Source organism: Metapseudomonas resinovorans DSM 21078, assembly GCF_000423545.1.
Taxonomy (GTDB): domain Bacteria; phylum Pseudomonadota; class Gammaproteobacteria; order Pseudomonadales; family Pseudomonadaceae; genus Metapseudomonas; species Metapseudomonas resinovorans.
In genome coordinates, this window is record NZ_AUIE01000021.1 from 44662 (window position 1) to 66879 (window position 22218).

Annotated in this window: 17 protein-coding genes; 5 read left to right on the forward strand and 12 right to left on the reverse strand. The window is 63.9% G+C overall.

Translation table 11 applies throughout. The features are described from left to right. Nucleotides 1–17: 17 nt before the first annotated feature. Entirely contained in the window at nucleotides 18–4112 is a 4095-nt protein-coding gene (locus tag G559_RS0115310) for a DEAD/DEAH box helicase (RefSeq protein ID WP_028629072.1), read from the forward strand. A gap of 19 nt (nucleotides 4113–4131) precedes the next feature. On the opposite strand, the gene G559_RS0115315 is transcribed toward G559_RS0115310, so the two are convergent. Further along, nucleotides 4132–4644: a dihydrofolate reductase gene (locus G559_RS0115315; protein ID WP_155945727.1), complete on the reverse strand. Its 513-nt coding sequence runs from the start codon at nucleotides 4642–4644 to the stop codon at nucleotides 4132–4134. 295 nt (nucleotides 4645–4939) lie between these two features. On the opposite strand from G559_RS0115315, the gene G559_RS0115320 reads away from it, so the two are divergent. The 3 genes from G559_RS0115320 to G559_RS0115330 all read left to right on the forward strand — a co-directional run bounded on the left by G559_RS0115320 (nucleotide 4940) and on the right by G559_RS0115330 (nucleotide 9323). Next, on the forward strand, nucleotides 4940–6475 hold the full coding sequence (locus G559_RS0115320) for a nucleobase:cation symporter-2 family protein (RefSeq protein ID WP_028629074.1): 1536 nt from the start codon (nucleotides 4940–4942) through the stop codon (nucleotides 6473–6475). Nucleotides 6476–6571: 96 nt separating this feature from the next. Further along, nucleotides 6572–7960: a DUF2868 domain-containing protein gene (locus G559_RS0115325; RefSeq protein WP_028629075.1), complete on the forward strand. Its 1389-nt coding sequence runs from the start codon at nucleotides 6572–6574 to the stop codon at nucleotides 7958–7960. Beyond that, complete coding sequence (locus G559_RS0115330; RefSeq protein ID WP_028629076.1) at nucleotides 7953–9323, forward strand: GTPase/DUF3482 domain-containing protein; 1371 nt, start codon at nucleotides 7953–7955, stop codon at nucleotides 9321–9323. The genes G559_RS0115325 and G559_RS0115330 overlap by 8 nt, the downstream gene beginning before the upstream one ends. Nucleotides 9324–9338: 15 nt before the next feature. Here the strand turns inward: G559_RS0115330 and G559_RS0115335 are convergent, their stop codons facing one another. From G559_RS0115335 to G559_RS0115350, 4 genes are read right to left on the reverse strand one after another with little or no spacing between them, the layout of a single operon-like run. Next, a complete protein-coding gene (locus G559_RS0115335; RefSeq protein WP_028629077.1) occupies nucleotides 9339–10337 on the reverse strand; it encodes a ribonuclease T2 family protein in 999 nt (332 codons plus the stop codon). Nucleotides 10338–10387: 50 nt separating this feature from the next. Beyond that, entirely contained in the window at nucleotides 10388–11182 is a 795-nt protein-coding gene (locus tag G559_RS0115340; protein ID WP_028629078.1) for a thymidylate synthase, read from the reverse strand. Then, nucleotides 11182–11982, reverse strand: a complete 801-nt coding sequence (gene lgt, locus G559_RS0115345; protein ID WP_028629079.1) for a prolipoprotein diacylglyceryl transferase — start codon at nucleotides 11980–11982, stop codon at nucleotides 11182–11184. Before lgt ends, G559_RS0115340 begins: the two co-directional genes overlap by 1 nt. 9 nt (nucleotides 11983–11991) lie before the next feature. Further along, a complete protein-coding gene (locus G559_RS0115350) occupies nucleotides 11992–12774 on the reverse strand; it encodes a sulfite exporter TauE/SafE family protein (RefSeq protein WP_028629080.1) in 783 nt (260 codons plus the stop codon). A 170-nt stretch (nucleotides 12775–12944) separates the two neighbouring features. Between G559_RS0115350 and G559_RS0115355 the strand changes: the two genes are divergently transcribed. Then, nucleotides 12945–13697, forward strand: coding sequence for an NRDE family protein (locus tag G559_RS0115355; RefSeq protein ID WP_028629081.1), 753 nt, complete (start codon nucleotides 12945–12947; stop codon nucleotides 13695–13697). 120 nt (nucleotides 13698–13817) lie between these two features. Here G559_RS0115355 and G559_RS0115360 read toward each other — a convergent pair whose 3' ends face one another. The 7 genes from G559_RS0115360 to G559_RS0115390 all read right to left on the reverse strand — a co-directional run bounded on the left by G559_RS0115360 (nucleotide 13818) and on the right by G559_RS0115390 (nucleotide 22152). Then, nucleotides 13818–14702: an ABC transporter permease subunit gene (locus G559_RS0115360; protein WP_028629082.1), complete on the reverse strand. Its 885-nt coding sequence runs from the start codon at nucleotides 14700–14702 to the stop codon at nucleotides 13818–13820. After that, complete coding sequence (locus tag G559_RS0115365; protein WP_028629083.1) at nucleotides 14699–15607, reverse strand: ABC transporter permease subunit; 909 nt, start codon at nucleotides 15605–15607, stop codon at nucleotides 14699–14701. The genes G559_RS0115360 and G559_RS0115365 overlap by 4 nt, the downstream gene beginning before the upstream one ends. After that, nucleotides 15604–16746: an ABC transporter ATP-binding protein gene (locus G559_RS0115370; RefSeq protein ID WP_028629084.1), complete on the reverse strand. Its 1143-nt coding sequence runs from the start codon at nucleotides 16744–16746 to the stop codon at nucleotides 15604–15606. Before G559_RS0115370 ends, G559_RS0115365 begins: the two co-directional genes overlap by 4 nt. Before the next feature lie 140 nt (nucleotides 16747–16886). After that, on the reverse strand, nucleotides 16887–17960 hold the full coding sequence (locus G559_RS0115375) for a polyamine ABC transporter substrate-binding protein (protein ID WP_036997468.1): 1074 nt from the start codon (nucleotides 17958–17960) through the stop codon (nucleotides 16887–16889). Nucleotides 17961–18105: 145 nt separating this feature from the next. Beyond that, a complete protein-coding gene (locus tag G559_RS0115380; RefSeq protein ID WP_028629086.1) occupies nucleotides 18106–19206 on the reverse strand; it encodes a polyamine ABC transporter substrate-binding protein in 1101 nt (366 codons plus the stop codon). A gap of 157 nt (nucleotides 19207–19363) precedes the next feature. Beyond that, complete coding sequence (locus tag G559_RS0115385) at nucleotides 19364–20731, reverse strand: aspartate aminotransferase family protein (RefSeq protein ID WP_028629087.1); 1368 nt, start codon at nucleotides 20729–20731, stop codon at nucleotides 19364–19366. Nucleotides 20732–20793: 62 nt separating this feature from the next. After that, nucleotides 20794–22152, reverse strand: a complete 1359-nt coding sequence (locus G559_RS0115390) for a glutamine synthetase family protein (RefSeq protein ID WP_028629088.1) — start codon at nucleotides 22150–22152, stop codon at nucleotides 20794–20796. Between the last annotated feature and the right edge of the window lie 66 nt (nucleotides 22153–22218).

The window sequence follows — 22218 nt, forward strand, 5'->3', positions numbered from 1 at the left end:
CAGGCTTCAGGTTGCTCATGAACACCCCCATGCTGGACATCGACGCCCTACCACACTCCGGTCAGGCACTCCTTTATGCGCTGGCCACAGCCTTCGGCGGCAAAGGCAAGACCGCTCTGCTCAAACTGCTGCAGATGCGCAATGTGACGACTGCTGGCGGCTGGCCGATTTCCAGCGAACACATGCCGGACCTGCTGGACACCCTTGAGCAACTGGGCTGGATCTACCACGAAGAGCTTCCCCGGGGGCGTTTCAATAATCTGGCGCAAGAGCAGCGCAACCGCGTCCTGCTGCACCTCATGCAATCACCCCATGCGGCGAGCTGGCTGGCAACGCTGAAAGCAAGCCTGCCTAGCCGCGACACCTGGCAAGTTCCCAGCAAGAGCCAGGCACAACAGGAGCTCTGGCTGAACCTGCTCAGCGGGGATGCCAGTGCGATGCTGAATTCGTTTCAGCTGCTGTCCCGCCTGCTCCCCCTGAATCAACTACAGGCTATCCACCCCATGCACCAGCTGGGAGCGGATCATTGGGGCAAGCAGCTGTTCGACCGTCTTGATGGGTGGATCCGCGAGCTCCTGCTGGAAGACTACCTCGACCTCTGCAATGTCCATCTCGCGCCGACGCAACCTGCCTACGAATGGGGGCTGGAGGCGATCCAGCACCTGCAGGAGGAAGGTGAACTGCATCTGCAACTCCTGCTGCAGGCGCTCTGGCGCGGCGACTGGCAACGCATGGAAAGCCTGGGCGAGCATGGATACAGCCTGTTCCGCGAGGTCATCAGCAGCTTGCTGACCGGTAACGTCCAGCGCTCTCTGGAACTCATCAGGGAATGGCTGGCCGGCGTGCGGAAGCAGACCGGAAAGCGCAAGCTCGACCTGCCTCCTGTCCTCAACCACCTCTACTGCCTGGCCCTGATCGGCGCCTACGAGCCCGGACACAGGGTCGCGCTCAAGCAGACACTGGCAACGGGCGTGAAGAATAATTACGGCCGCGCCTACCCGATCCTCCAGGAACTCTTCGAACGGCTCCAGGGCAACTCGCACCGGAAGTCGACGCTCTTCATTCCCACGGAGCTCAACGGGTTTGACAGCCTGATGCTGGCCCTGGGGCTGTACTGGCTAGACGCACCCGAAGCACGCGCGCCCGCATGGCGCCAGCGTCTTGAGGACTATTGCAGGACGCTCGGTGACGCCGGCTATCTGTGGCTGGCCGCCGAGTTCGACGCGTTGCTGGAAGCACAGTTCGGCCTGCCACGCACCCTTGGCCACGTGCACAAGGACGCGGCCCTTCGCCCCCTGCTGAAGCTCCATGAACGCCAGGAAGCCTGGCAGCAGGCGCTGCAGGCCCTGAGCCAACTCAAGCCCAGATCCGGCGACAAGGCTGCCCCGGCAAAAAGTGCGCGACTGGCCTGGTTCATCAACCTGGACCGCTACATGACTCGCGTCGAGCCACGAGAGCAAAAGCTCAGCGCCAAGGGCCAGTGGAGCAAAGGGCGGGTCGTCGCGTTGCAACGCCTGGCAGAGGAAGGCGATTCCATCGACTTTCTCAATGAGCAGGACCGCCAGGCCATCCGCAAGATCCAGGTCTCCGCAAACTACTACAGCGACCGCTACGAGCTGCCTACAGACCTGGCCCTGCCGGCACTGGTGGGCCATCCCGCGCTGTTCTGGATGGACAGGCCCGATGTCCGCCTCGAACTGGTGGCCGGACAACCCGGACTGCACCTGCAGGTCGAAGGCGAGTGCATTCAGCTGCGGCTTGCGCCTGAGAGCCTCGTCGCCAACAGCAACCTGGTGATCGAAAAGGAAACCCCGACCCGCGTGCTCGTCTACCCGATCAGCCCGGAGCTGAGGCAGATCGCCGCTATCGTCGGCGATGGCCTGAGCATGCCGCTATCGGCCAAAGCGCAGCTGATCGAGGCCATGGGCGCGATCGCCCCGTTGCTGCCAATCCATTCCGAGATCCCGGAACTGGCCGCTCACCTGGAGACGGTGCCTGCGGATGTGCGGCTGTACGCCCATCTGCTGCCGTTGGAAGCCGGACTGCGCCTGCAGCTGCTGGTGCGGCCACTGACCGAAGGCGGCTGGTTCCGCCCTGGTCAAGGGAGTCGCAACCTGCTCGGTGAACGCGACGGCAAGGCCGTGCAGGTCTGCCGCGACTTGCCGGCAGAACGCGAACTGCTGGAGCGTGTACTAGGCGCCTGCCCTGGGCTGGCCAGGGCCGAGAGCGATGGTCGGGAATGGCAACTGCAGCATCCCGAGGACGCCTTGCAGGTCCTCTGCGAGCTGCAGGCCCAGGACGACGAGTGGTTGCAGTGCGTGTGGCCGGAAGGTGAGCGCATGCGCATCAAGGCCCGCCCCGGCCTGAGCCAATTGCGCCTGGGCCTGAAGCAGCAAGGGGACTGGTTCATGCTGCAGGGCGGGATCACTCTGGATGATGGCAAGGTGCTGCAACTGCGGCAGTTGCTGGACCTGCTCAAGGCCTCGCCCGGGCGCTTCATCCGACTTGACGACCGCGACTGGCTGGCCTTGAGCGACAACCTGCGCAAGCACCTGGAAGACCTGGGGCAACTGGCCGAACGAGTCACCGACCGTGGCCTGCAACTCAGCACACTAAGCGCCCCCCTGCTGGAAACCCTGGCTAACGAGGCAGGCGCCTTCGAGGCCGACAAACGCTGGCAGGAACACCTGGAGCGCCTCGCTTCGATGCGCCGCCACCAGCCGCAGGTGCCGCAGACCCTGCGAGCCCAGCTGCGCGACTATCAGCAGGAAGGCTTCTACTGGCTATCCCGCTTGGCGCATTGGGGCGTCGGCGCCTGCCTGGCGGACGACATGGGCCTCGGCAAGACCATTCAGATCCTGGCGCTACTGCTTGAGCGGGCGGCGCAAGGCCCCCAACTGGTCGTCGCCCCTACCTCGGTGACCCTCAACTGGCGGGCGGAATGTACCCGCTTCGCTCCCACCCTCAGAGCACGCCTCTACCACGAGACGCGCAGCCTGGAAGACCTGGGCCCCATGGACCTGCTGATCGTCAGCTACGGCCTGCTGCAGCAGGATAGCGAAGCCTTCACCGCGCGCCGCTGGACCAGCGCGGTGCTCGATGAGGCACAGGCGATCAAGAACGCCCAGACCAAGCGCTCCCAGGCAGCCATGGCCCTGCAGGCGGATTTCCGCATGGTAGCCACCGGCACCCCGCTGGAAAACCATCTTGGCGAACTCTGGAACCTGTTCCGCTTCATCAACCCGGGCCTTCTCGGTAGCCAGGAAAGCTTCTCGGCGCGCTTCACCACCCCCATCGAACAAGGTGATGCAGCCGCACGCAGGGCCCTCAGGAACCTGATCCAACCCTTCATCCTGCGTCGCCTGAAGAGCCAGGTACTGGACGAGCTTCCACCCCGAACCGAGATCACCTACCGGGTGCCGCTCTCTACAGAAGAGGCGCACCTGTACGAGGCATTGCGCCAACAGGCCCTGGACAGCGTCAGCCAGCTCGACTCGAACGCCAGCCGCCCCCTGCAGGTACTCGCAGAGATCACCCGCCTGCGGCGCTTCTGCTGCCATCCCTCGCTATCAGTGCCCGGCAGCCCGCTACCGGGGAGCAAACTGCAAGCCTTCGCGGAAATCGCCGACGAGTTGCTGGAGAATGGTCACAAGGCACTGGTGTTCAGCCAATTCGTCGACCATCTGGAGATTGTTCGCGCCTGGCTCGAACAGAAAGGCATGCACTACCAGTACCTGGATGGCGCCACACCGGCCAAGGAGCGCCAGAAGCGCATCGACGCTTTCCAGGCTGGCAACGGCGACCTCTTCCTCATCAGCCTCAAGGCTGGTGGCAGTGGATTAAACCTGACGGCGGCCGACTATGTGATCCACCTCGACCCCTGGTGGAACCCGGCCGTCGAGGACCAGGCCAGCGACCGTGCCCACCGCATGGGCCAGCAGCGGCCGGTCACCATCTACCGCCTGGTGACCGAGAACACGATCGAAGAGCAGATCGTTGCCCTGCACCAGAAGAAGCGCGAGCTGGCGGACAGCTTGCTGGAGGGCGGTGAGCTGAGCGCCCGAATGGATGCAGACGCCTTGTTACGCTTGCTGCGCGGCGAGACGAACTGAGCCTGCCGGCAGCCTTGACTCAACGCCTCTCCCAGACCTCGAAGGCGTAGGCGGGCGTGTCGGTCGTCGCCTCGTGCTCGATGCTGGAAGCCAGGCGCCAGTCCTGCTGCGACACTTCAGGGAAGTGAGCATCGCCTTCCGGGGCCAGCTCCACGCGGGTCAGGTAGAGGCGATCGGCCTGGGCCAAGCCCTCGGCGTACAGCTGGGCGCCGCCGATCAGCATCAGCTCCTCGGCCTCTTCCTCGCGCGCCCAGGCGGCAGCGCGTTCGATTGCGGCCTCCAGGCTGGGGAAGACTTCCGCCCCCTCCAGCACCAGTCCGCTCTGGCGGCTGACCACCAGATTGAGCCGGCCAGGCAGCGGGCGACCGAGGGAGTCCCAGGTCTTGCGGCCCATGATGATCGGCTTGCCGAGGGTCATGGCCTTGAAGTGCTTGAGGTCCGCCGGCAGGTGCCAGGGCAGTTGGTTATCACGGCCGATCACGCGGTTCTGCGCGAGGGCGGCGATCAGGCAGAGGGGCAGGGTCTTGTTCATGGCGGCGAGGATACCGACTGCCGCCTGCGAGAGAAAGCCAACGGAGGATGGGCACCGGCCGCTACGCGAATGGGTATCACGGTTCCCATCCAGCCCCTCCGCCATCGCCATTCGTCGACAAGCACCAACCTGACCAAAAGGTCAGGAACATGATTTCCAGATTTCGCTGAAGTAGGCCGTAAAACTGAGGAGATAGACGAAAAAGGCTGCACGAAAAATTGTATACAAAGTACTAGTCAATAGGCTTAGTAATTGTCTACAGTTGCCAGCACAATAACAAAACCGAGAGCCCACCATGACAGTCCCATCCGCAAGTCCGTCTCCGGTGCAACGCCCGGAAGACGAAAACCTCGGCATTGGAGCCAACCTCGCCTACGGTCTGCAGCATGTGCTGACCATGTATGGCGGCATTGTCGCGGTACCCCTGATCATCGGCCAGGCTGCCGGGCTGTCGCCCGCAGACATCGGCCTATTGATCGCAGCCTCCCTGTTCGCCGGTGGCCTGGCCACCCTGCTACAAACCATCGGCCTCCCCTTCTTCGGCTGTCAGCTACCCCTGGTGCAAGGTGTGTCCTTCGCCGGCGTGGCGACCATGATCGCCATCATCGGCAGCAACGGCGCCGGCGGCATCCCCGCTGTCTTGGGCGCGGTGATCGCAGCCTCGCTGATCGGCCTGCTGATCACCCCGGTGTTCTCGCGGATCACCAAGTTCTTCCCGCCGCTGGTGACCGGCATCGTGATTACCACCATCGGCCTCACGCTGATGCCTGTCGCGGCACGCTGGGCGATGGGCGGCAATAGCCAGTCGCCGGAGTTCGGCAGCATGGCCAACGTCAGCCTGGCCGCCTTCACCCTCGCGACCGTGCTGCTGCTGAGCAAGCTGGGCAGCTCGAGCATCTCTCGCCTGTCGATCCTGCTGGCCATGGTCATCGGTACCGTGGTGGCCGTGTTCTTCGGCATGGCGGACTTCTCCAATGTGCTCGAAGGCCCGCTGGTCGCCCTGCCCACGCCGCTGCACTTCGGCATGCCGGAGTTCCATATCGCGGCAATCCTGTCGATGCTGATCGTGATCATCGTGACCCTGGTGGAAACCTCGGCCGACATCCTCGCCGTCGGCGAAATCATCGGTACCAAGGTCGACTCCAAGCGCCTGGGCAACGGCCTGCGCGCCGACATGATCTCCAGCTCCCTGGCGCCGCTGTTCGGCTCCTTCACCCAGAGCGCCTTCGCCCAGAACGTCGGCCTGGTGGCCGTGACCGGCGTGAAGAGTCGCTACGTCGTGGCCAGTGCGGGCCTGATCCTGGTCACCCTCGGCCTGCTGCCAGTGATGGGTCGCCTGATCGCCGCCGTGCCCACCTCGGTTCTGGGTGGCGCGGGCGTGGTGCTGTTCGGCACCGTGGCTGCCTCCGGTATCCGCACGCTGGCGCAGGTGGACTACCGCAACAACATGAACCTGATCATCGTCGCCACCTCGATCGGCTTCGGCATGATCCCGATCGCCGCGCCGACCTTCTACCACCACTTCCCGGCCTGGTTCGAAACCATCTTCCACTCCGGCATCAGCTCGGCCGCCATCATGGCCATCGCGCTGAACCTCATCTTCAACCACTTGAAGGCCGGCAACTCGGACCAGCAGTCGGTATTCGTCGCCGCCAGCGAGCGCACCCTGCGCTACCAGGACATCGCCGCCCTGCACGAGGGGGACTATTTCCGCGACGGCAAGCTGTATGACTGCGACGGCAACGAAGTCAAGGTAACCGGCCAGGATGATCACCACGACGCGCCACCCACACCGAGGGTGAAGGTCGCGGCCAGTTCCCACAGCCATTGACCAGAAAGGCCGGCGCCCAGCGCCGGCCTTTCTCTTGATGAAGGGGCAGCCCGCAGCGGCTATCCTCACGGCTCACCCTTGGCCAAGAGGCCCTTCGTGAGCGATACCAGCCCTACCTCCCTTTCCCGCCTCGACCAACTCTGGCTGACCGAGGCCATCCGCCTGCGTGAAGAACATGCCGGCCCACTCGAAGATGCCGAAGCCAATCGCCGCGCCAACGCCGCCGGCGGCGACCTGGGGCAACGCATCCAGGCCCGCGCCCTCTGGCTGGCCCAGCGCGACGGTCAGGCACAGGCCCTGCAGCATTGGCGCCAGGGCGCCCGGCTCGCAGTCCTGCTGCTGGTGGTGCTGGCGCTGGTCAGCGGCACCGGAGCGGCCTTTGCCGCCTTGGGTGACGGCCAACGCCCGGTCAACCTGTTCTGGGCCCTGGGCACCCTGCTCGGACTGCACGTACTGACGCTATTGGGCTGGGCCTTGTCTTTCGCCCTCGGCAGCAGCGCCAGCGCGCTTGGCCGGCTCTGGCTCTGGACGAGCGGCAAGCTGGCTCGCGACGCACAAGCCGCACACCTGGCCCCGGCCCTGCTCCTGCTGCTGCAGCGCCAGGGACTGACCCGCTGGGGCCTGGGCGCGCTGGTCCATGGCGCCTGGCTGCTGGCGCTGAGCAGCGCCCTGATGGTGCTGTTGCTGCTGCTTGCCACCCGCCGTTACGGTTTCGTCTGGGAAACCACCATCCTCGGCAGCGACACCTTCGTCTTCCTCACCCAGGCGCTGGGCGCCCTGCCCGGCCTGCTCGGCTTCAGCCTGCCGGATGCCGAAACCATCCGCACGAGCAGCAGCGTGGTCGGCGCGGAGCCTGCACGCCAGGCCTGGTCGGGCTGGCTGCTGGGCGTCACCTTCACCTACGGCCTGCTGCCACGCTTGCTGCTCGCGCTGTTCTGCCTGTGGCGCTGGACGCAGGGGCGCGCGCGCCTGAATCTGGATCTCGGCCTGCCCGGTTACAGCTTGCTGCGCGAGCGCCTGCAGCCGGCCAGCGAGCGCCTGGGCGTCTTTGATGCGGCGCCCGCCGAACTGATGGAACCTCAGGCGGGAAGCCTGAACGGCGAGAGCCAGGGCGCGCTGCTGGTGGCCATCGAACTGGATGACCGCCGCCCCTGGCCACCGGCCCTGCCCAAGGGTGTAGGCGATGCCGGCGTGCTGGACAGCCGTGAGCAACGCCAGCGTCTGCTGGACCAACTCAGCCGCTTCCCGCCGGAGCGCCTGGCGGTGGCCTGCGACCCGCGTCGGTCGCCGGACCGCGGCACCCTGGCACTGATTGGTGAACTGGCGCGCAGCGCCGCGCAAACCCGCGTCTGGCTGCTGCCCCCACCATCCGGCGAAGCCCTCGACAGCCAGCGCCTGGAGGACTGGCACCAGGCGCTCGATAGCCTGGCCCTGCCGCATGCCCAAGGGGCGCCGATGAACTGGCTGGAGACTGGCCATGACTAAGCCACTGAAGTTGGCCGTGGTCGGCCACACCAACGTGGGCAAGACCTCGCTGCTGCGCACGCTGCTGCGCGACCGCGCGTTTGGCGAGGTATCCCATCGCCCCAGCACCACGCGCCGTGTGGAAGGTGCGCGGCTGTCGGTGGAGGGCCAACCGCTGCTGGAACTCTACGACACCCCCGGCCTGGAAGACGCCATCGCCCTGCTGGACCACCTGGAGCGGTTGGAACGTCCTGGCGAGCGCCTGGATGGCCCCGCCCGACTCGCCCGCTTCCTCGATGGCAGCGAGGCGCGCCAACGCTTCGAACAGGAGGCCAAGGTGCTGCGGCAACTGATGGCCTCCGACGCCGGGCTCTATGTGATCGACGCCCGCGAGCCGGTGCTGGCCAAGTACCGCGATGAGCTGACGGTACTCGCCATGTGCGGTCGCCCCTTGCTACCCGTGCTGAACTTCGTCGCCGTCGAAGGCCACCGCGAAGCGGATTGGCGCGAGGCCCTGGCTCGCCTCGGCCTGCACGCCCTGGTGCGCTTCGACAGTGTGGCGCCGCCGCTGGATGGCGAGCAGCGGCTCTATGACAGTCTGGCCCTGCTGCTGGAGCGGGCCCGCCCGCAGCTGCAGCGACTGGTGGACGACCATCAGGCACAGCGTCGCCTGCGCCTGGAGGCCGGCAGCCGGCTGATCGCGGAGCTGCTGCTGGACGTAGCGGCCTGCCGGCGCAGCGTGCCGGCGCAGGACGCCGCCCTGCAGGCCGCCACCGAGGCCTTGCGCCAGCAGGTGCGCCAGCGCGAACAACGCTGCGTGGAAGCCCTGCTGCGGCTCTATGCCTTTGGCCAGGATGACGCCTCCGCCAGCGAACTGCCGCTGCTGGGAGGACGCTGGGGTGATGACCTGTTCAACCCGGAAACCCTCAAGCAGCTTGGCGTGCGCCTGGGCGGTGGCATGGCGGCTGGTGCGGCTGCCGGTGCGGGTGTCGACCTCCTGGTGGGCGGTCTCACGCTCGGTGCCGCGGCTGCGCTGGGCGCCCTGGCCGGTGGCGCCTGGCAGACCTTTGGCCACTACGGCGAACGCCTGTTGGGCAAGATCAAGGGACAGCGAGAGCTGACAGTGGACGACGCAATCCTGCGTCTCCTGGCCCTGCGTCAGCGCAAGCTTCTGGCAGCACTGGATGCCCGTGGGCACGCTGCGTTCGAGGCCGTGCGCATCGATACGCCAGAAGAGAAACAGTGGCGAGAAGGCAAGCTGCCAGCCGTGCTGGCCAAGGCTCGCGCCCATCCGGAATGGTCGTCGCTGAATCCTGGCGCGGAGTTGGAGCAGGCAGAGCGCCAGGGTTGGGTTGCCACCCTGGCGGAAGGTTTGCGGCCCTGAAATCGGGCCCGGCGGTCAGCGGCCGCCGGCCTCGATAAGGATGCGGTCGGCACTGCACTCGCTGCGGTCACGCGCGCGACGCTCGGCGAACTGGCCATCGACCACCCCGACCAGACTGTCAGCCGGCTTCAGCTCACGAGGCAGCGAGACGCGAACTTCCTGCAGGTACTTGCCGCTGCAGATAAGCAGGAAGTTGTTCTGTGCATCGCGGCTGCCGAAGTCCTTTTCCACGCGCTCGTAGAAGGCGCGCTTCGAAATGGCACCACCGATGTTGGTGACGATGTACTGGCCCGCCGCCGATTGGTCGAGCTGCCGCACCAGGTCCACCGCGCGGCGGAAGTAGGCGTCGTCGTCCATCTGGGTCTGGCAGATGCCGTGCTTGTCCCACTGGTAACGGCCGAAGCTGGTGCCGTAGCGGAAGTTCGGCATCCAGGGGCGGACGTAGGCCAGTGTGTCGCCGCTGAGCTTCATCTCTGGCCCGGCGCAGTGGCCGTAGTCCTTACCGCAAGACTGGCGATTGGGCCAGAGGCCATGCAGGGTCAGGTGGGAGATTTGCAGCTCACCGGAATCCAGGCCTTCGCACTCAGGCTTCTTGCCCTTGTAGCGGGCATGTTCACAAAAGCCCGGCTGCCAGGTGGCGGCCAACACGTAGCTGTCGTGCTGGTCCGGCACGTTGCAGGCGCCAGCGCTCTCTCCGGAGGCGGCAGACTTGCCCGTATTGAACGCAAGCCCCTCGGCCGAGCCGCAGTCGGCAGACACCCAGCGCAATGGCGTGTCACTGCCCGGAACGCGGATACGTAGCCAGTCGTACTCGCGCTTGTTCACCTCCACCACCTCGTAACGCTGGCCCGGCTGCACCTTGAGGTCGTCCGGGTTGGTCTGCTTGCGGATGGACTGGAAGGCTTCGCAATGCTGGCGGGCCACGAAGCTGCCCTGGGCAGGCTCGGCCCAGGCGGAAACGCTCGACCATACACCGACAAGGCCGGCGAGCAGTGCCGCAAAGGGGGCTTTCATGGAGACTCCTGACTGGAGATGCCGGGGCAAGGAGCACCCGGCACGGCGGATCAGACGGCGACCGGGGCCTTGATGTGCGGGTGCGACTGGTAGCCCACCAACTCGAAATCCTCGAACGTGAAGGCAAAAAGGTCTTTCACGGCCGGGTTGAGCTTCATCGTCGGCAGCGGCAGCGGCTCGCGGGTGAGCTGCAGGTCGGTCTGCTCGATGTGGTTGGCGTACAGGTGGCAGTCGCCACCGGTCCAGATGAACTCGCCGGGCTCCAGGTCGCACACCTGGGCCACCATCAGGGTCAGCAGCGCGTAGCTGGCGATGTTGAACGGCACCCCGAGGAAAATATCCGCGGAGCGCTGGTAGAGCTGGCAGCTCAACTTGCCGTTGGCCACGTAGAACTGGAACAGCGCGTGGCAGGGCGGCAGGGCCATCTCGTCCACCAGTGCCGGGTTCCAGGCAGAAACGATCAGCCGGCGCGAGTCCGGGCTTTTCTTGATCATTTCCACGACCTTGGCGATCTGATCGATGGACTCCCCGTTGGGCGCCGGCCAGGAGCGCCACTGGTAGCCATAGACCGGCCCCAGGTTGCCCTCTTCGTCGGCCCATTCATCCCAGATGGAGACGCCGTTGTCCTTCAGGTACTTGATGTTGGTGTCGCCCTGAAGGAACCACAGCAGCTCATGGATGATGGATTTGAGGTGGCACTTCTTGGTGGTCACCATAGGGAAACCATCGGCCAGATCGAAGCGCATCTGGTGGCCGAACACGCTGTAGGTGCCCGTGCCGGTGCGGTCGCTCTTGAAGGTGCCGGTCTCGCGCACGCGGCGCATCAGGTCAAGGTACTGTTTCATCAGACGACTCCTTGGGCAGCCTGGCGGCGGTGGGCCCAGACGATCATGGCAATGCCACCGAGGATCATGGGCAGGCAGAGGATCTGGCCCATGGTCAGCCAGCCAAAGGCCAGGTAACCGAGCTGGGCATCAGGTACGCGAACAAACTCCACCGTGAAACGGAAAATGCCGTAGAACAGCGCGAACATGCCGGAAACCGCCATGGTCGGCCGGGGTTTGCGCGAGTAGAACCAGAGGATGGCGAACAGCGCCACGCCTTCCAGGGCGAACTGGTAGAGCTGCGACGGATGGCGCGGCAACTGCGCCGGATCGGTAGGGAAGATCATCGCCCAGGGCAGGTCGGTGGCCTTGCCCCACAGCTCGGCGTTGATGAAGTTGCCTATGCGGCCGGCACCCAGGCCGATGGGCACCAGCGGCGCGATGAAGTCCATCAGCTGGAAGAAGCTCTTGTTGTTGCGCTTGCCGAACCAGAGGGTCGCCAGCATCACACCGATCAGACCACCGTGGAACGACATGCCGCCCTTCCAGACTTCGAAGATCAGCAGCGGGTTGGCGATGTAGGCCGACAGGTCGTAGAACAGCACATAGCCGAGGCGCCCACCGGCAATCACACCCAGGGCGACCCAGAACACCAGGTCGGAGAGCTTCTCCTTGGTCCAGGCGGGGTCGAAGGCCTTCAGCCGGCGCGAAGCCAGCCACCAGGCGCCACCGATGCCGATGAGGTACATCAGGCCATACCAGTGGATTTTCAGTGGACCGATAGCCAGGGCCACCGGGTCGATCTGGGGATAAGCCAGCATCACAGCTCCTTAGATCAGGAAGTTCAGGCCCACTGCCAGCAGCAGCAGGGCGAACAGGCGCTTCAGCAGGCGCGGCGACAGCCGATGGGCCAGACGCGCGCCGAAACGGGCGAAAAACATGCTGGTGACGGCAATGCCCACCAGCGCCGGAAGGTAGACGAAACCCAGGCTGTAAGGCGGCAGATTGGCGTTGTTCCAACCCAGCGCCATGAATGACAGCGCGCTCGCCGCAGCGATCGGCAAACCGCAGGCCGCGGAGGTGGCCACCGCCTGCTGGATGGGTACGCTGCGCCAGGTCAGGAAGGGAACGGTCAGCGACCCTCCACCTATGCCGAAGATGGCCGACGCCCATCCGATCACCAGGCCTGCCAGGGTCAGCCCAGGCTTGCCTGGGACATCTCGGCTGGCCTTGGGTTTCAGGTCAAGGCCCATCTGCATCGCTACAAGTATGGCGAAGATACCGATGATCTTCTGCAACATCGGCCCCTGGATGCCAGCTGCTGTCAGGGAACCCAGACCGGCGCCGAGCAGGATGCCGACCGCCATCCAGGCGAAGACCGGCCAACGCACCGCACCCTTGCGGTGATGCTCGCGCACCGAGTTGACCGAAGTGAAGATGATGGTGGCCAGGGAAGTGCCCACGGCCAGGTGAGTGAGGATGCCCGGGTCGAAGCCGTGAGCGGTGAAACTGAATACCAGCACCGGCACGATGATCATGCCGCCACCGACGCCGAACAGCCCGGCCAGCACCCCGGCACAGGCGCCAAGCACCAGGTAGAGCAGGAATTCCATGGACACCCCCGAAAACAAAGCGGCATGTTAACGGAAGGCTGTTTCACGCTCCACCTGGGGCGATGGATACCTGCCGAATGCTGCCGATAACACCCATGGAAAAGCGCGTTCAGCCGATGTAGCTTTCATACCGGCTGCTACACTCCGGCTCACAACAAGGAGAAGACTCCATGTGCCTGATCGTATTCGCATGGCGCCCCGGACACGAAGTCCCGCTGGTGCTCGCGGCAAACCGCGATGAATTCTACGCACGTCCCACCCTTCCCATGGCGAGATGGGAAGACGCGCCCGGCGTGATTGCCGGCCGCGACCTGGAAGCCGGAGGCACCTGGCTTGGCGCCGGGCCCAAAGGTCGCTTCGCCGCACTCACCAACATCCGCGACGCGCGCACGCCCCCGGTTGGCCGAACCCGTGGCGAGCTCTGCGTGCAGTACCTGCGCGGCAGCATGGGGCCGGGAGAGTTCCTCGAAGACGCCTGGCGCCGCGCCAACGACTACGCGGGCTTCAACCTGGTGATCGGGGACGACCGCGAACTCTGGTTCCTCAACCCACGCAGTGGTGGACCGATCAACCTCAAGGCCGGTGTCTATGGTGTTTCCAACGCAGACCTGGACACCCCTTGGCCGAAGGTCGAGCGCGGCAAGGCGGCCATCGCCGAATGCCTGGCGCCGCCGTCCACCGATGCCCTGCTGAACCTGCTGCACGACCCGGAAGTAGCGCCGGATCACATCCTGCCGGACACCGGCGTGGGCCTGAACACCGAGCGCATGCTTTCCAGCGTGTTCATCGCCACCCGCACCTACGGCACCCGCGCCAGCTCGGCGCTGATCGTCCGCGCCGACGGCAGTCGCGAGCTGATGGAACGCAGCTACGGTCCCTACGGTGCCAAGCTGGGGGATGTGAGGGTGGAATTGCAGGACTAGCCCCGGAACCCTGCGGGCCTCATTTCAATCGCGAAGGCATTCGCTGACAAGAAATGGCGCCTTGATTCCCGGAAAAACAAAGGCCACCCGAAGGTGGCCTTTGTGTTTTGCGGCGCTGGATCAGGCGGTCTGGGTAGACGCCGGTTTCCAGCTGGAGGACGAAGCTTCCTCGGCCATGGTTTCCATCGCCTGCTGGATCGCGCGCTTGCGACGCTCCTCGGCCTGACGGGTGAAGAACCAGGCGAAGAAGGTGAACAGCGAGACGGTCAGCAGGATCAGGCTGGCCACCGCGTTGATCTCCGGCTTCACGCCCAGACGCACAGCGGAGAAGACCTCCATCGGCAGGGTGGTGGAACCGGGGCCGGACACGAAGCTCGCCAGCACCAGGTCGTCCAGCGACAGGGCGAAGGACATCATGCCGCCCGCCGCCAGGGAGGGTGCGATCATCGGGATGGTGATCAGGATGAACACCTTCCACGGCCGCGCGCCCAGGTCCATGGCGGCTTCCTCGATGGACAGGTCCAGCTCGCGCAGACGCGCCGACACCACAATGGCCACATAGGCCGAGCAGAAGGTGGTGTGAGCGATCCAGATGGTGACGATGCCGCGCTCCTGGGGCCAACCGATCAGCTGCGCCATGGCCACGAAGAGCAGCAGCAGCGACAGACCGGTGATCACTTCAGGCATGACCAGCGGCGCAGTGACCATGCCGCCGAACAGGGTGCGGCCACGGAAACGCGGGATGCGGGTCAGCACGAAGGCAGCCAGGGTCCCCAGGGCCACAGCGGCGACTGCGGTGTAGAGGGCGATCTCCAGGGAACGACCCACCGAGTTCATCAGTTGGGTATTGTCCAGGAGGCCCACGTACCACTTCACCGACCAGCCGCCCCAGACCGTCACCAGCTTGGAAGCGTTGAAGGAGTAGATGACCAGGATGACCATCGGCAGGTAGATGAACAGCAAACCTGCCCACAGCATCAGCGTGGAGAAACTGAAGCGCTTCATACCTTGCCCTCCAGCTCTTTCGCCTGGTTACGGTTGAAGAGAATGATAGGTATCAGCAGGATCGCCAGCATCACCACTGCCAGGGCGGATGCCACCGGCCAGTCGCGGTTGTTGAAGAACTCCTGCCACAGCACCTTGCCGATCATCAGGGTCTCGGGGCCGCCGAGCAGTTCCGGGATCACGAACTCGCCCACCACCGGGATGAACACCAGCATCGAGCCGGCAATGATGCCGTTCTTCGACAGCGGCACGGTGATCTTCCAGAAGTTGTTGAAGTTGCTCGAACCCAGGTCCGAGGCAGCCTCCAACAGGCTTTGATCATGCTTCACCAGGTTGGCGTAGAGCGGCAGGATCATGAACGGCAGGTACGAATAGACGATGCCGATGTACACCGCCAGGTTGGTGTTGAGGATCTGCAGCGGTTCGTCGATCAGACCAATGCCCATCAGGAAGGCATTGAGCAGGCCGTTGTTGCTGAGGATGCCCATCCAGGCATAGACGCGGATCAGGATCGCAGTCCAGGTCGGCATCATGATCAGCAGCAGCAGCACGGTCTGGGCTTCCTTGCTGGCCCGGGCGATGGCATAGGCCATCGGGTAGCCGATCAGCAGGCAGATCAGGGTGCTGAAGAAGGCAATCTTCAGCGAGCCCATATAGGCCGCCAGATACAGCTCGTCCTCCTGGAGCATCAGGTAGTTGCCCAGATTGAGGATGAGCTGGATCTGGTTTTCCGCCCAGGTGTAGATCTCCGTGTACGGCGGGATCGCTACATCGGCTTCGGCGAAACTGATCTTCAGCACGATGGCGAAGGGCAGCAGGAAGAACAGGAACAGCCAGAAGAACGGTAGCCCGATGACGAGGTGTCGACCGGTCGGCAGCAGGTTTTTCAGTTTGGGGGTTTTCATGACCGCAGCACCACTCCGCTATCGTCTTCCCACCAGACGAACACTTCGTCATCCCAGGTCGGGCGGGCGCCGCGGCGCTCGGCGTTGGCCACGAAGGACTGGACGACCGTGCCGTTCGGCAGCTTGACGTAGAACACCGAGTGACCGCCCAGGTAGGCAATGTCATGGACCCGGCCGCGCGACCAGTTGTATTCGCAGGTCGGCTGCTCGGTGGTCACCAGCAGCTTTTCCGGGCGCAGCGCGTAGGTGATGCGCTTGTCCTGCACCGAGGTGGTTACACCATGGCCGACGAAGATCGGGCGCTCCAGTTGCGGGCAGGCGATCAGCGCATGGGCCTCGGCGTCTTCCACCACTTCGCCATCGAAGAGGTTGACGTTGCCGATGAACTCGCACACCAGGCGACTGATGGGCGTCTCATAGATATCCACAGGGCTGCCGATCTGCTCGATGCAACCCAGGTGCATGATGGCGATGCGCTGGGCCATGGTCATGGCCTCTTCCTGGTCGTGGGTCACCATCACACAGGTCACGCCCACGCGCTCGATGATCTCCACCAGCTCCAGCTGCATCTGCGAACGCAGCTTCTTGTCCAGGGCGCCCATGGGTTCGTCGAGCAGCAGCAGCTTCGGACGCTTGGCCAGCGAACGGGCCAGCGCCACACGCTGACGCTGGCCGCCGGACAGCTGGTGCGGTTTGCGCTTGGCGTACTGGGTCATCTGCACGAGTTTGAGCATCTCGTTGACGCGCTCGTCGATCTCGGAGCTCGAGAGCTTGTCCTGTTTAAGTCCGAAGGCGATGTTCTGCGCAACAGTCATATGCGGAAAGAGCGCATAGGACTGGAACATCATGTTGATCGGGCGCTCATAGGGTGGCATGTCGGTGATGTCCACGCCGTCGAGCATGATGCGCCCTTCGGTGGGTCGCTCGAAGCCTGCGAGCATACGCAACAGAGTTGATTTACCCGAACCGGAACCGCCGAGCAGGGCGAAGATCTCACCCTTCTTGATGTCCAGGGACACACTGTCCACGGCCACCGTCTCGTCGAACTTCTTGGTTACCCGGTCGATCTTTACCAGCACCTCTTTAGGCTGCTGGTTGCCCTCGAGGGCTTTCTTGTAGGCACCGGAGGCTATTGCCATTACCACACTCCCAGAAATTGCTGCCCGACCACCGCGGCCGGGCGCGCTTATACAGCATGGGCGTGAACCAGGCTTCCTGCCTGGCGCAGCCAGGGTTGACCCGACGGGCCCGCCACACTACGGGCACCGCCGGCCGTGTATCACTTGCCCGACTTGACCTTGGTCCAGCTGCGGGTCATCAGCCGCTGGACTTTCGGCGGCAGTTCCGCCGAAACGTAGAGCTTGTCCAGCACCGCTTGTGGCGGGTAGACGGACTCGTCGGTGCGTACTTCCTGATCCATGAACTCTCCAGCCTTGAGGTTGGGGTTCGCGTAGCCAACGTAGTCGCTGACCTTGGCGATCACCTCGGGCTTGAGCAGATAGTTGATGAAGGCGTGGGCTTCCTTGGCGTTCGCGGCATCGGCCGGGACGGCCAGCATGTCGAACCAGAGGTTGCCGCCTTCTTTCGGGATCGCGTAGGCAATCTCGATACCCTTGCCGGCTTCTTCGGCGCGAGCGGAGGCCTGGAAGATGTCACCGGAGAAACCGGCAGCGACGCAGATGTCGCCGTTGGCCAGATCGCCGATGTACTTGGAAGAGTGGAAATAGGTGACGTAGGGGCGTACCGCCATCAGCTTCTCCTCGGCCTTCTTGTAGTCGTCCGGGTTGGTGCTGTTGGGGTCCAGGCCCATGTAGTTGAGTACGGCTGGGATCATTTCGTCCGCCGAGTCGAGGAAGGCCACGCCGCACTGGCTGAGCTTCTTCATGTTCTCGGGTTCGAAGATCGCCGCCCAGGAATCGATGTGGTCGACGCCGAGCACAGCCTTGACCTTCTCGACGTTGTAGCCGATGCCGTTGGTGCCCCAGAGATAGGGAACAGCGTACTGGTTACCCGCGTCGTTACGCTCGAGCTGCTTGAGCAGGTTGGGGTCCAGGTTCTGCCAGTTGGGCAGTTGGCTGCGGTCGAGTTTCTGGAACGCGCCCGCCTTGATCTGTTTGCCGAGGAAGTGGTTGGACGGCACGACGACGTCGTAGCCGGTGCGGCCCGCCAGCAACTTACCTTCCAGGGTCTCGTTGGAATCGAATACGTCATACACCGGCTTGATGCCGGTTTCCTTCTGGAAATCCGCCAAGGTGGTCTCGCCGATGTAGTCCGACCAGTTGTAGATATGCACCGTCTGGTCCGCCTGGGCCTGTGACGCCAGGGTCAAGGTAGCGGCGGCAGTGATCATCATCTTGCGGATGGGAGATTGCACAGGTTCGTCCTCTTTTTGTGTCCGGCCGGTGCCGGAAGAAGCCCAGGTTCGTCCCGCAACCCAAGCCAGTGAACTTGCGGTCCGCGCACCGGCGGGGCTCCCCCGCCGGGCACGGCAGCCGTACTTACTTGCCCGACTTGATGGTGGTCCAGGCGCGGGTCATGGCGCGCTGCACCTTGGCCGGCAGGTCCGGGAAGGCATAGAGCTTGGCCATGGTTTCCGCACTCGGGTAAATGCCCGGGTCCTGGCGAATCGCCTCGTCGACCAGCGGGGTAGCAGCGGCGTTGCCGTTGGGGAACTGCACCTCGTTGGTGATCTCGGCCATGATTTCCGGCTTCATCAGGAAGTTCATGAACGCGTGGGCGGCTTCCGGATTCGCAGCGTCAGCTGGGATGGCGACCATGTCGAAGAAGGTACCTGCGCCCTCTTTCGGAATGTTATAGGCCACGGTCACACCAGCCTTGGCCTCTTCGGCGCGGGACTTGGCCTGGTACACGTCACCCGAGTAACCAACCGCCACGCAGAGGTTGCCGTTGGCCAGGTCGGAGATGTACTTGGAGGAGTGGAAGTAGGTCACGTACGGACGGATCTTCAGGAACAGCGCTTCGGCTTCCTTCAGCTCCTTGGCGTCCTGGCTGACCGGGCTGTAGCCGAGGTAGTGCAGGGCGATCGGCAGGATCTCGGTCGGCGAGTCGAGGAAGGACACGCCGCAAGACTTCAGCTTCTCGATGTTTTCCGGCTTGAACAGCAGGTCCCAGGAATTGACCGGGGCGTTGTCGCCCAGAGCGGCCTTGACCTTGTCCGGGTTGTAACCGATGCCGATGGAGCCCCACATGTAGGGGAAGGCGTACTGGTTGCCCGGGTCGGAGACTTCGACGGTCTTCAGCAGGTTGGGGTCCAGATTCTTCCAGTTCGGCAGCTTGGACTTGTCCAGCGGCTGATAGACCTTGGCCTTGATCTGCTTGGCCAGGAAGTTGTTGGACGGCACCACGATGTCGTAACCGGACTTGCCGGCCAGGAGCTTGGCTTCGAGGGTTTCGTTGGAATCGAAGACGTCGTAGACGACCTTGATACCGGTTTCCTTGGTGAACTTCTCGACGGTATCGGCTGCAATGTAGTCCGACCAGTTGTAGACGTGCAGCACCTTGTCGTCAGCCTGGGCCATACCGGCCACGGCACCCGCCAGGGTGATGGCGAGCAGGGTCTTGCCGAAGGTTTTGATCATGCGGGTAGCTCCATTTTTGTTGAAGTGTCCGAGTGGCGTCGTACCGAATACGCCACCACTCGGTGAGCCTGGCCAACGCACCAGCGAAGTCTGGCAAGGTAGAGGGCTTGCTTACAACAGGCGGCATCGCGAAATGCCACCACCAAGCCCACTTTTCTTAACCTTTGACTTCAGCCGCGGTGAGGTCCAGGCACTTGCGTGCCTTGGTCACCAGTTCGTCGACTTCGTCTTTGCTGATCACCAGCGGCGGCGAAATAATCATTGTGTCGCCCACCGCACGCATGATCAGGCCGTTACGGAAGCAGTGCTCGCGGCACAGCATCCCCACACCACCAGCGAAACGCTCACGGGTCTGCTTGTTCTTGACCAGTTCCAGGGCCGCCACCATGCCGACACCGCGCGCTTCGCCAACCAACGGGTGGTCAGCCAGCTCTTGCCAGCGTTGCTGCAAATACGGTGCCGTCTCGGCCTTGACCCTCTCGACAATCTTTTCTTCGCGCAGGATGCGGATGTTCTCCAGCGCCACCGCTGCCGCCACCGGGTGACCCGAGTAGGTGAAGCCGTGGTAGAACTCGCCGCCTTCGTTGAGCACTTCAACGATCTCATCACGCACGATCACACCCCCCATGGGGATGTAGCCCGAGGTCAGGCCCTTGGCGATCGGCATCAGGTCCGGGGCGTTACCGTAGTACTGGCTGCCAAACCATTCGCCGGTACGGCCGAAGCCGCAAATCACTTCGTCGGCGACAAAAAGGATGTCGTACTTGGCGAGGATCTCGCGGATCTTCGGCCAGTAGGTTTCCGGCGGGACGATCACGCCGCCCGCGCCCTGGATCGGCTCGGCGATGAAGGCCGCAACCTTATCCTCGCCAACTTCGAGAATCTTCTTCTCCAGCTGCTCGGCGGCCCAGACACCGAACTCGGCGGGCGCCATGTCACCGCCCTCGCCGTACCAGTAAGGCTGGTCGATGTGCTCGATGCCGGGAATCGGCAGGTCACCCTGACCGTGCAGGGCCTTCATCCCGCCCAGGCTGACACCGGCGACGGTGGAGCCGTGGTAGCCGTTCCAGCGACCGATGATGACTTTCTTCTGCGGCTGCCCCTTGGTCGCCCAGTAGTGGCGGACCATGCGCAGCACGGTGTCGTTGGCTTCCGAACCCGAGCCGGTGAAGAACACATGGTTCATGCCTTCCGGCGCGATCTCGGCAATCGCCTTGGAGAGTTCCACCGCCGGCGGGTGCGCGGTCTGGAAGAACAGGTTGTAGAAAGGCAGCTCTCGCATCTGCCGGGTCGCCGCCTGAACCAGCTCCTCGCGGCCGTAGCCGACGTTCACACACCAGAGACCGGCCATGCCATCGAGGATCTTGTTGCCTTCGCTGTCCCAGATGTACACACCTTCGGCCTTGGTGATGATCCTCGCACCCTTGGCGTTCAGCGCCTTGTAGTCGGTGAACGGCGGCAGGTGGTGGTCACGACCGAGCGCTTGCCATTCAAGGGTCTTGGGGTTGGTCACTTGGCTATTCATTTCTCTACCTCAGTAAACACGTATCAGGAGGGCCGGCCGAGGCGGCCGGCCTCCGTTCCGGATCAGACGGAGAGCAGCAGGAACTCGCGTTCCCAGGAGCTGATCACCCGCTTGAAGTTTTCATGCTCGGCACGCTTGACCGCCACATAGGCCGTCACGAACTTGCCGCCCAGGTATTTCTCGATATCCCGGCAGGACTCCATGCGCTCCAGCGCTGCCTCGAGGGTCAGCGGCAGGCGCAGGTTGCGGCGTTCATAGCCGCGACCCTTGACCGGAGCGCTGGGGTTCACACCCTCTACCATGCCGATGTAACCGCACAGCAAGCTGGCGGCGATGGCCAGGTAGGGGTTGGCGTCGGCCCCGGCCAGGCGGTTCTCCACGCGGCGGTTCTGCGGACCGGCATCCGGTACACGCAGGCCCACCGTGCGGTTCTCCTCGCCCCATTCCACGTTCACCGGCGCGGAGGTGTCCGGCAGGAAACGGCGGAAGGAGTTCACGTTCGGCGCGAACAGCGGCAGCACTTCGGGGATGTACTTTTGCAGGCCGCCGATGTGGTTCAGGAACAGCTCGCTCATGGAACCGTCATCGTTGGAGAAGATGTTCTTCCCGGTCTTGATGTCGATCACGCTCTGGTGCAGGTGCATGGCGCTGCCCGGCTCATCGGTGATCGGCTTGGCCATGAAGGTCGCCGCCACGTTGTGCTTGAGCGCGGCCTCGCGCATGGTGCGCTTGAACACCAGGATCTGGTCAGCCAGGTCCAGGGCGTCGCCGTGGCGGAAGTTGATCTCCATCTGCGCCGGACCTTCCTCGTGGATCAAGGTGTCGAGGTCCAGGTCCTGCGTCTCGCACCAGTCGTACATATCCTCGAACAGCGGGTCGAACTCGTTCGCCGCATCGATGGAGAAAGACTGGCGACCGGTTTCCGGGCGGCCCGAGCGACCCAGGGGGGCCTGCAGCGGGAAGTCCGGGTCGTCGCAACGCTTGGTCAGGTAGAACTCCATCTCCGGCGCGACGATGGGCTTCCAGCCCTTGTCGGCATAGAGCTTGAGCACGCGCTTGAGCAGGTTGCGCGGGGACAGCTCGATGGGGTTGCCCTGCTTGTCGAAGGTGTCGTGGATCACCATTGCGGTGGGCTCGATGGCCCAGGGCACCAGGTATACGGCGTTCTCGTCCGGGCGGCAGAACATATCGATGTCCGCCGGGTCGAGCAGCTCGTAATAGATGTCGTCCTCAACATAGTCGCCGGTCACGGTCTGCAGCAGTACGCTCTCGGGGAGACGCATGCCCTTCTCGTCCAGGAACTTGTTGGTCGGCGAGATCTTACCGCGAGCAATGCCGGTAAGATCGCTGATCATGCATTCAACTTCGGTGATTTTGCGTTCTTTCAGCCAGCTAGTCAGCTGGTCGAGCTTGGTAGTCATAAAGACCTCAGGGTTGAGAGCTTCGCTAGGAGGCATCTACAGGTTCGTGCCGTTCACGCTCATCGA

Excerpts from the sequence above, each read along its gene's own strand:
- G559_RS0115310 (WP_028629072.1), top strand. The coding sequence starts at position 18 with ATGAACACCCCCATGCTGGACATCGACGCCCTACCACACTCCGGTCAG.
- G559_RS0115315 (WP_155945727.1), bottom strand. The coding sequence starts at position 4,644 with ATGAACAAGACCCTGCCCCTCTGCCTGATCGCCGCCCTCGCGCAGAAC.
- G559_RS0115320 (WP_028629074.1), top strand. The coding sequence starts at position 4,940 with ATGACAGTCCCATCCGCAAGTCCGTCTCCGGTGCAACGCCCGGAAGAC.
- G559_RS0115330 (WP_028629076.1), top strand. The coding sequence starts at position 7,953 with ATGACTAAGCCACTGAAGTTGGCCGTGGTCGGCCACACCAACGTGGGC.
- G559_RS0115335 (WP_028629077.1), bottom strand. The coding sequence starts at position 10,337 with ATGAAAGCCCCCTTTGCGGCACTGCTCGCCGGCCTTGTCGGTGTATGG.
- G559_RS0115340 (WP_028629078.1), bottom strand. The coding sequence starts at position 11,182 with ATGAAACAGTACCTTGACCTGATGCGCCGCGTGCGCGAGACCGGCACC.
- lgt (WP_028629079.1), bottom strand. The coding sequence starts at position 11,982 with ATGCTGGCTTATCCCCAGATCGACCCGGTGGCCCTGGCTATCGGTCCA.
- G559_RS0115350 (WP_028629080.1), bottom strand. The coding sequence starts at position 12,774 with ATGGAATTCCTGCTCTACCTGGTGCTTGGCGCCTGTGCCGGGGTGCTG.
- G559_RS0115355 (WP_028629081.1), top strand. The coding sequence starts at position 12,945 with ATGTGCCTGATCGTATTCGCATGGCGCCCCGGACACGAAGTCCCGCTG.
- G559_RS0115360 (WP_028629082.1), bottom strand. The coding sequence starts at position 14,702 with ATGAAGCGCTTCAGTTTCTCCACGCTGATGCTGTGGGCAGGTTTGCTG.
- G559_RS0115365 (WP_028629083.1), bottom strand. The coding sequence starts at position 15,607 with ATGAAAACCCCCAAACTGAAAAACCTGCTGCCGACCGGTCGACACCTC.
- G559_RS0115370 (WP_028629084.1), bottom strand. The coding sequence starts at position 16,746 with ATGGCAATAGCCTCCGGTGCCTACAAGAAAGCCCTCGAGGGCAACCAG.
- G559_RS0115375 (WP_036997468.1), bottom strand. The coding sequence starts at position 17,960 with ATGATGATCACTGCCGCCGCTACCTTGACCCTGGCGTCACAGGCCCAG.
- G559_RS0115380 (WP_028629086.1), bottom strand. The coding sequence starts at position 19,206 with ATGATCAAAACCTTCGGCAAGACCCTGCTCGCCATCACCCTGGCGGGT.
- G559_RS0115385 (WP_028629087.1), bottom strand. The coding sequence starts at position 20,731 with ATGAATAGCCAAGTGACCAACCCCAAGACCCTTGAATGGCAAGCGCTC.
- G559_RS0115390 (WP_028629088.1), bottom strand. The coding sequence starts at position 22,152 with ATGACTACCAAGCTCGACCAGCTGACTAGCTGGCTGAAAGAACGCAAA.